Raw genomic sequence first — 13,414 nt, forward strand, 5'->3', positions numbered from 1 at the left:
GGGCACGCGCATGCTTGTCTTTTCCGGAGATTGTTCGCCTGACACCATCCGGCTGGCGCTGGAAGCGGGCGCGCACGGCTATGTCAGCAAGGCCGCGCCTCTGGCCGAGTTTCAGCAAGCGGTGAGAGTACTCGACAAAGGACAGGTTTATTTCAGTTCCAGGGTCAATGAGGTGATCCTCGCTATCATGCACAACAAGGGAGCGCCCGACCAGACACCGGCGGCCCCGCTCAGCCAGCGGGAACTAGGCGTTCTCCGCCTCATGGCCACCGGCCTGAGCACCAAGGAAATCGCCGCAACCCTCGGCCTCAGTCCGTTCACGGTGGCCAACCATCGCGCCAGGATCATGAACAAGACCGGATTGCACCGGGCGACACAGCTCTCCCGCTATGCGGTACAGATTGGCCTGGTTCCGACCCCGACCATTGCCTCGGCGCATCCATTTCCTCTACCGGACAGCCGCTTGCCCTGTCTGTCGGGCGCCTCTGTACGTATGACCTGAATACACTATTGCCGACGGGCGCAAACGCATCGTCCGCCTGCAAGGCGGCGGAGCCCTTTTGGCACTACCGGAGGCCATTCTGCCTGTTTTTTGTGGCCGATCTTTCCCGAAATAATCATGTATATTAATTACAATAAATATATTACATAAGTATAGTGTTGCTCTTAACGATGACTGCGATTCTGTTTTCTGTCCTTTTCGCTCGCACGATCCCCCATCCTCGCAAAGCTCGCCGGCCACTTCGCATCCTCGCATCCGCATGCACTCTTCACCGTTTCGACGGTTCATCGGCATGGTTCGTCCGCACCTGCCGAAACTCTCCCTGGGCATCCTGCTCATCCTCCTCGCCACGGCGCTCACCCTGCCGGGCCCGTGGATCGTGAAACTCGTCATCGACGACGCCCTTCCGGCTCACGACCTGCACAAGCTCGGGCTGCTGCTCGGCATCTTTACGGCGATCTTTATTGCCCGCGGCTTCGTCACCTTCCTGCGCACGCGCCTCCTGCAGTTCACCGCCATGCGCATCGTGTGCGATATCCGGATCGCGCTCTTCGCCCACATGCAGTCGCTCTCGCTGCGCTATTTCGACGCGCACCAGACGGCGAAAATCACCTCCCGCATCTCGCAGGACACCAACGAATTTTACCAGCTCACCAACGGCTTTCTCATCAACCTCATCGCCGACACCGTCACCGTCTTCAGCGTGCTCGGGTTTCTCTACTGGGTGGAGTGGCGGCTGGCGCTGTGCGTGACGCTCGTCCTGCCGTTTTTTGTCTTCAACTACCTGCACAACCGCCGCCGCATGCGCGAGGAAAGCCGCACCCACCGCGACAACTGGGACCGCGTCATCGGTTTCCTCCAGGAGCGCGTCGCCGCCGCCCGCGTCGTCAAGTCCTTCACCCGCGAAGCCGCCGAAACCACGCGCTTCGCCGGCGGCATCAACCAGGATTATTTCAACTTCTCGCGCATCGTCATGCGCAATACCCGGCTCGCCATCGTGGCCGATCTGCTCGGCTCGTTCGGCGCGCTCATCGTGCTCGGTTACGGCGGCTGGATGGTTATCAAGGGCCAGATGCAGGTCGGCACGCTGGTCGCCTTCAACGGCTACATCGCCTTCGTGTTTCCGCCCATCGTCCGTTTTGTCGATCTCGCGGCGGTGCTCCAGCGTGCCAGCACGTCGATGGAAAACATCTTTGCGCTCCTCGACACCAAACCCGAGGTGAAGGACGAACCCGGCGCGGCCGAACTGCCGCCGGCGCGCGGCGAGGTCGAGTTTCGCAGCGTCTGCTTCGACTACGAACCGGCGACGCCGCCTTCCAGTCCGGGCGTGGCCGCCTCGCCGGCCAATCGCCCCGGCAACCCCGTGCTCGGCGTGCGCCGCCCGCGCACGCTGACGGACGTAAGTTTCAAGGTGCCGGCAGGCCGCATGGTCGCCATCGTCGGCCCGAGCGGTTCGGGCAAGAGCACACTCATCAATCTGCTCGCGCGCTTTTACGACGTGGCGTCCGGCGAGGTGCTGGTGGACGGCTACGACGTGCGCCGCGTCACGGTCGAGTCGCTCCGCCGCCAGATCGGCATCGTGCTCCAGGAAAACGTCCTCTTTTCCGGCACGGTCGAGGACAACATCAAGTACGGCCGCCCCGACGCCACCCGGGAGGAGATTCTCGCCGCCGCCACCGCCGCCAACGCGCACGAGTTCATCCTGACGATGCCCGACGGCTACTCGACGGTGATCGGCGAACGCGGCGCCAAGCTCTCCGGCGGACAGCGCCAGCGGATCGCCATCGCCCGCGCGATCCTGAAGGACCCGCGCATCCTGATTTTCGACGAGGCCACGAGCGCGCTCGACACGGTATCGGAGCGCCTGATACAGCAGGCGATGGAGCGATTGATGGAGAACCGCACCAGCTTCGTGATCGCGCACCGCCTGTCCACGATCCAGAAGGCCGACATGATCCTCGTCATGGAAGGCGGCCGGCTCGTCGAGGCGGGGCGGCACGAGGACCTCGTCGATGCCGGCGGTCTCTACTCGCGCCTGCACGCCTTGCAGTTCCGCGATCCGGTGTGAGGAGCGGCGACGGGATTCTTTATTTCTACAGGTAGAAATCCGGCGGGTTTGCCAACGGGATTTTTGCGTGGACCCTGTTGCCTCATGCACCCCGTATCCCGATTCGCCACACTTGGAAAAATCCCCGATCATCCGCCGGCGCCCGGGCGGCCCTTCCGGGCGTTCACCCTGATCGAGCTGCTCACCGTCATCGCCATCATCGGCATCCTCGCGGCGATCATCATTCCGACTGTCGGCAAGGTGCGCTCCACGGCGCGCGCCGTCCAGTGCGTGTCCAACCTGCGCCAGATTCACGGGGCGATCCAGCTCTATGCCTCGGAGCACCGGGAACGGTTTCCGGGACCGCTTTGGGGCGGACAGGAACCTTACTACAACCCGGCCCCCGGGACTACGCCCGGGTTGCTTGCGAAGCTGCTGGCCGACTATCTGCCGACCACGGAGATCAGCGCCACCCGGCGTACGAACGAAATGTTCATGTGCCCGGGATGGGTCGCCGCCGGCGGACCTGATCGCGCGGAAAAAAAGACGTTTGTCGTCAACATCCGCCCGTGGGGCGCCAGTCACGGGGCATGGGATTTTTGTCCGTTCGGCGACATCAACTTCACCCAGGGTCAGCCAAGATGGCAGCAGCGCACCCTCGCCGAAATGACGGCGTATCCGCTTTCCCGTACATGGATGATGGTGGATGTGGACAAGGAATTTCTGGACGGCACCGGCAATACCGCCAGTTGGGGCTCCGGCATCCTGCCGGCACCGGCGCACGGCAGCGCGCGCAATGTCCTGTTTTACGACGGCCACGTGGAGCGCGTGCCGGCGGCAAAGTTCGTGCCTTCGCTCTGACGGCGATTGCCGGTGTAGCCCGTGAAGGGCGGTTGATGCACCCTCCTGCAAACGGGCGCACGTGAAGGGCGCCCTACACCGGAAGCGGGCGAGACGCCCGCGCCACTGGCGGGCTCCGTTACGGCGCGAGGCTGCCGCGCAGGCGGGCCAGGTCGAGTTCCTGATCGAGGACGGCCTCGAAAATCGCATCGACTCCGGGGGCGGCGGCCGTGTCGGTGACGGCCGGCTCGCTGGCGGCGAAGAACGCGCGGGTGTCGGCGGTGCGGATGTTGCGCAGGCGCGCGCGTTGCAGCAGCGCGAGATCGCGACGGATGGCGGGCGTCCAGCGGGCGCGGACGGCTTCGATGAAGGGTTCGATGCCGCGCCGGGCATCGCCGCCGGCCAGAGGGCTGGCGTCGAGGAGATGGATATTCTGGTTGAAAACGAGGGCGGCGTTGCTGCCGCCGATATGCCGCAGGCTGATGCTCGGGCCGCCGAACAGTCCGCCGGCGGCGGGTCGGACCGCGTCGAGTTCGGCCGGCGCAGGCACATCGACCACGGCGGAGATGCGCCGGCTGAGCGCGGAGAATTTCACCGCCATCGGATAGCTGGTGAGCCAACGCAGGAAATCGATGGCGAGTTCCGGATGGGGAGAATCGCGCGAAACCCCCATGACGGCTTCGAGGCCGGCCTCGACTTCGGAGGGAACGCCGAGCGTGAATTCGCCGTAGCGGCCCTCGCCCGGACGCGGCAGCGGGATGCGCATGATGCCGACAGGGAACCGGGCCTGTTGCGTGATGCCCGAGTAGTCCCAGCTGCCGGCATAGAGAAAGAGCGCGCTGCCCGTGACGAAGGTGAAATGGGCGTCCTCGCGCTGGAGCTGGGCGTAGCCGGGCTGGGCGAGGGCAGCGATTTCCGACCACAGTTCGAGCACGCGGCGGATGTCGGGCGTATCCAGTTTCCAGTCACCTGCGAGGTAGTCGGCGGCGAAGCGGGCGGGATCGTTGCGAAGGGTGCGGACGGGGTTGTCGAGGACGTGGTGCTGGGTAAGCGCGCCGGAAATCTGGTCGAAGAGGCCCTCGGCGTAGGGTCCGCAGACGGAGAGCGGCACGATCGGGCGGCCGGTGCGGGCGGCATGCTCGCGGGCGGCGTGACCGAGTTCGAGAAATCCGTCGAGGGTGAGGCCGTCGAGGGTGTCGCGGCCGGTGATGGCGCGGAGGAGGTGGCGGTTGTAGAAGAAGCGGACGGTGTTGATCTGCGCCGGGATGCCGAAATTCTCGCCGAGCGCGGTGTTGTAGGTCATGCCGCTGGCGAGCCCGTCGACAAAGGTCTCGCGCCAGGGGATGCCTTCGAGCGGCGTGCCGGCGTTGTAGGGATTGGGGGCGTCGATCCGGGACGAGAGCGGGAGATAGTAGCGGCCGAGTTCGGCGTCACCGGTGCCCTTGCCGAGCTGCATGATGTCGGGCGTGGTGCCGCCGGTCCACTGGGCGCGCTGCCAGGCAAACCAGGTCTTGAGGGGAACGGCATTCTGCTCGACGCGCACGTCGGGGTGGATGCGCTCGTAGTCGGCGATGACTTCGGCGAAGGCCTCGCGCATGCCGTCGTGAATGAGCCAGTGGCCGATGCGGATGATTTTTGTATCCGGGTCGCGACGTTCCGAGGCCCGGGTGAAGACCTTGAAAAGCGCGAGGAAAAAAGCGGCGGCGAGCAGGGCGAGTCCGATGAGGGGGATGAGGCGTTTCATGAAAAGACCGAAGGCTGAAATCCGGGACGTCTTCAGTTGAGGATCAACCGCGGGGACAAAAAATTGCACCACAGAGAAGGGGAGCGGGCACAGAGGCCGACCAATGATGCTGGATATTTATCAAGTAACATATTGTAAATTAATTAATTATAATTCCGATCTCTGCGCCCGCTCCCCTTCTCTGTGGTGCATCCGGTTTTTTTCAGCCTTCAGGTTTTCAGGCTTTTCCAGGGCGGCGAGGCGCTGGCGGATGGTGTCGGCACGGGAGTCACGCGCGGTGAGGCGGAGGAAGTCGCGATAGCAGTCGATCGCAAGGGCGGTGTCGCCGGTTTCCTCGGCGAGCTGGCCGAGGGTGACGAGCAGGGAAATTTGCCGGGGTTGCTGGGAAAACCCGATCTGGCGGGCGGCGCGCAGATGCTCGCGGGCGCGGGGCAGATCGAGCCGCCATTCGAGGAGGGTGCGGCCGATGAGGTAGCGCAGGTCGCGGGCGACGGGTGGATGGGTAGCGAGCGGCAGGAGCGCCTCGGCGGAGGCGAGACGTTCGGCGCGGGAGGGGCCGGGCGTCTCGTAAAGGCGGATCAGCGCGAGAGGCGCGAGCGCGCGGCGCACGAGCGGATTATCCGCAAAGCCCGGGAGAACGGTGAGTTGCTCGTAAAGGGCGGCGGCGGCCTGCGGCTGGCGGGGTTCGGTATGCTCGTGGAGGATACGGGCCTCGAGAAACCGGGCTTCCGGCGCATCGACAGAGCGGGCGATGGCAAGGGCTTCGGCGATCCGGGCGTCGCTGCGCGGCTGGGCATTGAGGAGGGCGCCGGCGTAGAGCAGGCGGTCGGCCGGGGCGGCGGCGGGCAGGTGCGCGCCGGCGTTGCGGAGGAGGAAGAGCGCGGTGTTGAAATCGAACCGCGCAGCGGCTGCGGTCGGCGTGTCGGGCGGAGCGGACGCGGCTCTGGCGGAGGGGGCAAGGGCGAGCCCGGCGACGGGCAGAAGCCATGCGAGGAGAAGGCGTGCAAGGGTGGTAGTGATCGGGGCTGGTCGTGACACGGAAGCGAAGGGTGAACGGATCCCGCGGCGATGTGAAGCGCGAGTTTGGGGGCGGCAGACTTATTTGTACGCATCCGGCCCGGGCTCAGAAACCTGGCGGCAACACGACCCGGTACGGGCCGGTCTCTCCCGGCTCGTGCGCGATCGCCAGAACCTGCGTCTTTCCATCGCGCTCCACCTCGACGTTGTAACGTCCGTAAAAACCCCGCGTGGCCCATCGACCCTCGCGATCCGTCAGGCCGGCGTCGCGTGTGTGCCAGGTTTGCTGATACAATTCCCGATAAACGGCGCCGGCCGGAGTTTCCGTCCAGTCCCGCCCGTAGAGCGCGGCCTTGGGCAACCAGTGTCTGCCCGCCCAGAAACCCCAGAACTGCACGCCGGCGACCGACGGGTGGCTGAACATGGCGATGAGAAAATCGCGAGTGTAGTCGGCGCGCAGTTCATCGTCATCGGTGTTGACGTCGAATTCCGTCACCCGAACAGGCAGGCCGAGCGTTTCCCGATAGCGGTCGAGGGTGGCGAGCAAGGCTTCCGGAGAAGACGGGAGGCCGCCGATGTGGCATTGCAGGCCGAGTCCGCCGAGCTTCGCCCCGTGGTCGAGCAGGTAGCGGGCGGTCTCCTCGAAATGGCGCACATGGTCGGGCTCGTTCGACTGGTCGTGGTTGCCCCAGTCATTGAGGTAGAGCGGGACTCCGGGGAGCAGGCGGGAGGCTTCGTCAAACCAGTCCACCATGACGGAGCGTCCAAAGGCATCCATCAGGTCATGGTTGCTGTAAGGCTCGTTCAGGACATCCCATTCGGAGATGAAGGGTTTTGTCGCCGCGCCGATGTCGCGGATGTGTTCGAGGACGAGGCCGGAGATGCGTTTCTCGTCGGCCGTGCCGCGCAGTCTGCGGACGGATTCGGGCAGGTTTTTCCAGCCCGGCCAGACCATGACGTGGCCGCGCACGGCAAATCCGTTTTCCTTCAGCCACGCCAGAGCTTCCAGCGTGCGGCGCCGGTCGTAGCCGGACCATTCGCCGGCCCAGACAGGCCACTTCAGGTCGTTTTCGAGGCTGGCGGCGTTGAAGAGCCGGCCGAGCATTTCGCGGTATTTTCCGGCCTCGCCGGAGTCGGCGACAAGCAGGTCGGCGCTGACGGCGGTACCGAACCGGAAGGCGTGCGCGGTCTGGTCGATGCGGATGCTCGCGCCCGACACGGGCTGGCCGGCGGCGTCGGTCACGACGAGAGCGAGGTCGCCTTTGCGGATTTTCTCGATGCGGGCGAGTGCGGCCTGTCGCCAGGGCGCATCGGGGGCTTGTCCGGGATAGCTGGCGCGGGTGCGCGGCAACGACGCCATCGGTGTGTTCCCCTGGTTCGAGAGACGCAGGCCGGCCACGTCCACCGCCTGTTTTCCGTAACCGAAATCGAGGTTGAGGATGACGTCGCCGGCGGTGTGATCCTGGCGGAACGCGAAGGGCGCGCTGATGAGCCGCCAGTCGCGATCGACGGGGAACTGGGCGACAAGGATGCGCGGGTATTGACCGGCGGCGTTTTGCAGGTTGATGCGCACGGTAGCCTGGCCGCTTTCATGGCTGGTGTCGGTGGCGCGGGCGTAAAACTGCACGAGGCCGGTGTCGCCTTTCGCGACGGGGAAGCGGGAGGTTGCCCGGAGCTGCGCCTTCCAGGGTTTGTCCGCGCCCGCATGTGTGATCACGCGCAGGGCCGCGATGCCGTCGGGGCCGCCGGAAGCGAGGCGGCGGATTTCATGATCGGGGCCGGAGCCGGATTTTCCCGCGATGTCGAAGTCTTTTTGTTCGAGAAGGGTTTGGCCGTCGGTCCGGATTTTTTCTGCGGCGGCGGCATGGCCGGGCCGGACGAGAAGCAGAGCAATCAGGACGAAGGCAAAAGCGACGCCAACGGGGACCAGGCGGCGCGGGAAAAAACATGACCGAGGCAACATGGCGACGAGCTTCGGCGGGGGGCGGTCGTTGGCCACCGCGGAATTGATTAACTCGTAAAGCATGATGATCGCGAAAAACCGGCGAATAGGCCCGTGCTCCGGTACTTCCCGGTTGCACGGGCTTTTTTGTCCGGAGCACTCGCGTTCAGAAGGCGGTCTCCCGTGGCCGCAGGCTCGGGCCTTCGTGCCAGCAACCGTCGATCATGACGGTTTTGGGGAGGAGGGGGATGCCCGCTTCGTTGTTGTTGAGTTGTTCGATCAGCAGGTCGATCGCCGCCGCGCCGATCTGGTCGGAGCGCTGGTTCACGCCCGCCATTTCGCCTTTTTCGGCGGACCAGTCCAGGTGAACGAAACCGGCTTCGCCGGGAACGTCGATGCCGATGCCGCGCATGTGGCGCAGCATGTGGTGGTTTGTGCTCACCACGGCGTCGAGTCGCTTGCGTTTGATCCAGGGGACGGCGGTCGCCGCTTCGAAACGTGGCAGCACGATGGGCGCGATGGAGGGCAACCGGTGCCGCTGGCGCGCGGCGATGAAGCCGGCCGACCAGATGTTTTCGACCTTGTTGTCGTCCATCGCCGGCATGATCAGCCCGATGCGGCGGTAGCCCCGCGCGACGAGTTCATCCATCGCGAGCTTGATCGAGTGAAACTGGTGGTTGCTGACGCGGTGGGCATGAAAGCCGGTAAAGGTGTGCCCGATCGCAACGGTGGAAAAGTGGCTCCAGTCGAGTTCGATACCGATGCCGTTGGCGGGCAGCGGCGCGAGCACGAGACCGGGAATGCCACGCGCATAGAGGATGGTGCTCAGGCGCCGGCTGTTGTGCTCCACCTCGCCCGACCAGTGGGTTTCCAGACGGTAACCCAGTTCGGTGGCGCGCCGCTCCGCGCCGGCCTGAAACTGCACGAAGGTCGGGTGCGAGCACCATTCGTCGCGTTGCGGGAAACAGGTGACGAACGCCAGCGTGCAGCGACGGCTGGAACGTTTGCGGCGCAGGTTGCTCATCAGGGCGGTGACGAGGGGATTGGGACGGTAGCCGAGCTGGCCGGCCATCGCGAGCACGCGGGCGCGTGTCTCCGCCGAGATGCGTCCGCTGCCGCGCATGGCGTTCGAAACGGTGACCTTCGACACGCGCAGACGCCGGGCAATCGTCTCCATGGATACGGACATGTTTCCAGGAGCTAACCGCTTTGGCCGGGGAGAGAAGCTTTTTTCGGGGAAGGGTGCGGGGCGGTACAAGACGCGGTTCGTTCAATTCGGGAAAAAGGCGCGACGTGCTTGCCGGCAGATGACGACGTCAGTGGTTGTCGAAGAGGCAAAGCGGGTCGCCATCCGGGTGTTTTTTGAGATCCTCGATCAGGTCGAGCGCCGCCACATGGCCGTCGTAAAACGCGGCGTTGGCCTTTTTGTTTCCGCCGTGACGCGGCCACACGCTCCATTCGAGGTTGAACGCGCCTCCCCACGGGAAGCGGGCATAGCCATAGTTGGGTGATTGGTCGTTGCGCCCGTCTACCCAAGTGGAGGGATCGGTGCCTCCCCCCCCGCTGCTTTTGCCGATATCGGCGAGCATGATGAACCGGGAAGGCTGGTTGATCGCCGAAAATGTTTTCGACTGCGAGCCGGCGTACCCGAGCAGAGTGGCCTGGCTGAGAAACTCGGACGCAGGATTCAGGCCGTAGGAGGCCGGCCATTCTCCGGTGGCCGAAGAGACGGGATAAGATCTGATGGGATCACCCGGGCAGATGAGGATACTGTTGCCGGCCCGCCGGGAGCCGATGTAGGGCTCGACGAGTTTCCGCCATGTTACCTGTTGATCATCCGAATCCTTTCCCTGGATCGGCATGAGGCGATCCTTGTTTTCGTTGGCGTAGAGGAGGCAGGCGGCGGCGAGTTGCCGCAGGTTGGAGGCGCACGCGCTGGCCTTGGCCGTTTCGCGGACCCGGCCGACAGTGGGAATGATGATGGCGGCGAGGATGCCGATGATCGCGATTACCGTCAGCAACTCGATCAGGGTGAAGCCGGACGGATGCGACTTGGTGAAACAGGCGCGGGAGCGAAAGCCGGGTGTCGGAGAAAGGCGGGGGTTCATGGAGCCAAACGTATCCGGGCCATATCCGCCGTCCAATGAGGCGGTGCTTTACACGTTAATCAGGCCAGCGCCTGTACGGATGCGACTCCTGCGACGGGCGGTGGCGTAATTCGGGAACGGTTTGATCTTCCGGAGGCAGTCATCCCCTCCGGCATATCTGTATCCGTGGCAAGGTGAGCGCCCGATGCGCCGCGAGCGGTTGACGGGGAGGGCTGCGGTCTATCTCGCCGGAGCGATGAAAAGGTGGAGGGTCGTTTCGGTCACCGGCGAAGCGAAATCGAGGCCGAGGCGCGTGCCTCGCGGAGCCTGGCCGGAAACGATACCGTGGACGGGATCTTCGGAAAGGAGGATGGTCGCTGTCGTATCCGCATCGGCGGACCACGAGATTTCGACCTGTCCGACGCGAAAACCGGATGCGGTTGCATTCTCCCTTTTCTGATCGGGACGCAAAACGAGTGCCGAACCGAAAGCTTGCGGCTGGCCCGGCTTGAAGCGAACACGATCCACAATTTCCAGGCGCCCTCCGTCTGCGCGGGTGAAAACGAAGGTGCGGGTGAGCCGTTCCAGCGCGGGTACGTCGTAGGCGCTCGTCAGGTCGATTTCCCAGGTGTCGGCATTGTCGTTGAAATCGGCGCGCACGGTCACTGCCTGCGCCCCGGCGCCGGTGCGTTGAAGCTGGCCGGCGACGCGGGGGACGGGATGGCCGAAGGAGTTCATGACTCCGCTGGTGTAGCGTTTGGGACTGAAGGTGTCTTTCGTGTAAACGTCGGTGCCGAGGTCGGTCAGGGCGATTTCACCCTCGCAGAGAAGGACAAAGGAGCCGAGGTCGTTGTGATTGTGAGGCTGGTTGTTGTGCCCGCCCTTGAAGGCAGCGACCAGGCCCTGTTCCGCGGGCCGGCGTCGCACGACGAGCGCCCCGCCATCGGGAAACCAGTCGCGCAGGGGAGGGGTTTTTACTTTTGCGGCGATGGCCCGGGCCTCCGGGGAGCCGGGAGGAGGACGGGGCAGGGAAAGATCCCAGGGGGTGATATAAAGTCGCGCACCGAGTCCCTGCGGCTGAACCCAGGTGGGACTGGCGCTGCGACCGATGATGCCGCCCGAACCGCCATAGCGCAGCGTCGCGAAATCGTGCCAGTGCGCCGGTGCGCGCGACGCGATCCTGACATCGCCAAAGGCGGGAAAAATCCCGCCGGTCAGTTGCCAGCGGACGTCGAAGGTGGCGATGAGTTCCTGCTTTTTGCCCGCGAGCAGATCGATGCGTCCGTCCGTAGCCAGGCGGATCAGCTCGGAGCCAAGCATATAATGGCCGTATCCAAAAGACCAGTATCCGATGCCTTCGTGGCAGAATCCGTCGTCGCCAAATCCGTCGATGAAGAAGGCGGTGAGGGTTTCGAAAGCCGCGATCAGTTCCGCCCGCTCCTCCACCGGCCAGTCCGCGAGCAGGAGGGTGCTGGCCATGACGCCGGCGTTGCAAATGGCATTCCAGTTGTTGCCACCGTTCATCCACCAGAAATCGCGGCGGCTGGCTGAGCGTACGCGCTGGAGGTAGGGTTCGGTGACGCGTGCGCGTATTTCCGAACGCAGACGCTTGCGGATGTCGGGGGAGAGGCGGTCGCCGAGCAGGTAATCGCACAGGGCGATGTCCCAGGCACGGATCGCGGCGGCGAGATCGACAAGGTCGTACGCATCATGCCAGGTTGCGCGTCGCCCGGCGTGGGGAGGGATGGCCCAGGTGGGTTCGTCGAGAATGGCGGCGAGCTCCCGTTCGAGGTGCGGGAGGTGGCGCCCGTCGTTGGCAATGCCTTCGGCAAAGAGAAACAGGCCGAGGCGTTCGGTGCGGGCGGCGTGGGGTTTTTCCCAGGCTCCGCGTCGTCCGGTTTTCCTGAAATCGTCGTAGAGTTCCTCGGTCAGCGGCGGAGGTTCCTTTTTCGCCGCCTTTGTCGCGGCGGCCTCCAGTTCCGTCGGCGGATGGGCGGCGGCCGCCCGTATCCAGAATGCGCGGTCAGCGAAGGGGGGAGAATAAAAGGCAGGAGCGGTGCGGCCGGACAACCAGCCGGCAATTTCGGCAACGCGAGCCGGATCGATTGAGGGGAGGACCGGGCCGGTGCTCTTTGTGTTTTCCCGGGCAAACAGTGCGGACGTTATTACCGCAAGGATGACGACGAGAAAAGACAGGGAAGTGAGGCGACGCATGGGAAGGCGGCAACGGGGAATGGGGGACGCGCTGCCATCAGCGATGACGACGCCCTGCGCAGGTCGCCAGCAACAGCAAACCGCCGAGAATCGCCGCGGAGGTCGAGGGCTCGGGAATGGCGCCAATTCGCAGGTATCCTGTGCCGGTGAATACGCCGAATTCGTGGTCGGCCCCCGAACCGATGGCGCCATAGGTGCCGGTTTCCGTCCAGGTGATGCCCTCGATTCTTACGCTGGTGACGAGATTGGAGCCCACAAACGAAAGATCGACGGAGCCGGCGGAAAGTCCGGTGGTGAGGATGAGGGAGGCATTCTCGTGAAGGTACTGGTGGGTCGTGCCGCCGCCGAGTTTCAGCGTGGTGCCGGGCTGGAGGGTGACGTTTCCGGTTCCCAGGGCTCCATCGGCGCGGACATCGAGCGATGCCGGGGTAGTCCCGCTGGAATTACGCAGCAGCGTGCCTCCGGACCAGGTGTTGTTCGAAGAGGTGATGATAGTGATGCCATTTTCAATCCTCAGTACGCCGGCGCCCCTGATCGACGCGGAAATGTTCAGGACGCGCGTGGCTGCCGACGGGGTGAATGTGCCGAAACCGATGAGTGTCACGTTGCCGGCGAGCGTGGTCGTGACGCTGCTTGTGTAGTTGGCGACCCGGCCGTAGTGAAGCACCAGATCATCGACGGTAAACGTACCGCCTGAACGCAACGCGAGTTCGCCGCTGTTGGTGCCGTCGCCGAGCGTGAGGCTCTTGCCGGCGAAAACATAGCCGGATGCATCGGTGCCGGTACGGAGGGTCCGGTTGCCGGCGACCACATAGTCGTTTCCGGATGATGGCGCCAAGCCGTCGGACCAATTGCCTGCGGTATGGAAACCGGGGGCGTCGTTCGTGTCGCTGGCGGACAGGGTGACCGTCGCGGCTTCAACCGTAGTGGCGAACCATGACAACAGGAACGCGGCGGCGACGACGCCGGATCGGGCGATGGAGATCACCGGGTGATGGAGGTATATCTTCATGATGAATTA

Annotated in this window: 10 protein-coding genes; 3 read left to right on the forward strand and 7 right to left on the reverse strand. The window is 64.5% G+C overall.

The genetic code is table 11. The features are described from left to right. The first annotated feature begins 10 nt into the window (after nt 1-10). The 3 genes from OPIT5_05175 (at nt 11) to OPIT5_05185 (ending at nt 3,410) form a co-directional block, all read left to right on the forward strand. Nucleotides 11-502: a hypothetical protein gene (locus tag OPIT5_05175; GenBank protein AHF94100.1), complete on the forward strand. Its 492-nt coding sequence runs from the start codon at nt 11-13 to the stop codon at nt 500-502. A gap of 292 nt (nt 503-794) precedes the next feature. Beyond that, entirely contained in the window at nt 795-2,570 is a 1,776-nt protein-coding gene (locus OPIT5_05180) for an ABC transporter permease (protein AHF89709.1), read from the forward strand. An 84-nt stretch (nt 2,571-2,654) separates the two neighbouring features. After that, the gene (locus OPIT5_05185; GenBank protein AHF89710.1) at nt 2,655-3,410 is read left to right on the forward strand and encodes an N-terminal cleavage protein; all 756 of its coding nucleotides are present in this window, start codon (nt 2,655-2,657) and stop codon (nt 3,408-3,410) included. A 118-nt stretch (nt 3,411-3,528) separates the two neighbouring features. Here OPIT5_05185 and OPIT5_05190 read toward each other — a convergent pair whose 3' ends face one another. The 7 genes from OPIT5_05190 to OPIT5_05220 form a co-directional block, all read right to left on the reverse strand. Next, complete coding sequence (locus tag OPIT5_05190; protein ID AHF89711.1) at nt 3,529-5,133, reverse strand: sugar ABC transporter substrate-binding protein; 1,605 nt, start codon at nt 5,131-5,133, stop codon at nt 3,529-3,531. 147 nt (nt 5,134-5,280) lie between these two features. After that, nucleotides 5,281-6,171 (reverse strand): hypothetical protein, encoded by an 891-nt coding sequence (locus OPIT5_05195; GenBank protein AHF89712.1) that lies wholly within the window; start codon nt 6,169-6,171, stop codon nt 5,281-5,283. Nucleotides 6,172-6,256: 85 nt separating this feature from the next. Continuing rightward, on the reverse strand, nt 6,257-8,176 hold the full coding sequence (locus OPIT5_05200) for a biopolymer transporter TonB (GenBank protein AHF89713.1): 1,920 nt from the start codon (nt 8,174-8,176) through the stop codon (nt 6,257-6,259). A gap of 82 nt (nt 8,177-8,258) precedes the next feature. Beyond that, nucleotides 8,259-9,269 carry a LacI family transcriptional regulator gene (locus OPIT5_05205; GenBank protein AHF89714.1) on the reverse strand — a complete coding sequence of 337 codons (1,011 nt, stop codon included), beginning with the start codon at nt 9,267-9,269 and terminating at the stop codon, nt 8,259-8,261. A 139-nt stretch (nt 9,270-9,408) separates the two neighbouring features. After that, entirely contained in the window at nt 9,409-10,200 is a 792-nt protein-coding gene (locus OPIT5_05210; protein ID AHF89715.1) for a hypothetical protein, read from the reverse strand. Nucleotides 10,201-10,419: 219 nt separating this feature from the next. Then, the gene (locus tag OPIT5_05215; protein ID AHF89716.1) at nt 10,420-12,393 is read right to left on the reverse strand and encodes a heparinase; all 1,974 of its coding nucleotides are present in this window, start codon (nt 12,391-12,393) and stop codon (nt 10,420-10,422) included. Between the two features lie 37 nt (nt 12,394-12,430). Continuing rightward, nucleotides 12,431-13,405, reverse strand: coding sequence for an anchor protein (locus tag OPIT5_05220; protein AHF89717.1), 975 nt, complete (start codon nt 13,403-13,405; stop codon nt 12,431-12,433). Nucleotides 13,406-13,414: the final 9 nt, after the last annotated feature.

The organism is Opitutaceae bacterium TAV5, assembly GCA_000242935.3.
In the GTDB taxonomy this organism is placed as follows: domain Bacteria; phylum Verrucomicrobiota; class Verrucomicrobiia; order Opitutales; family Opitutaceae; genus Geminisphaera.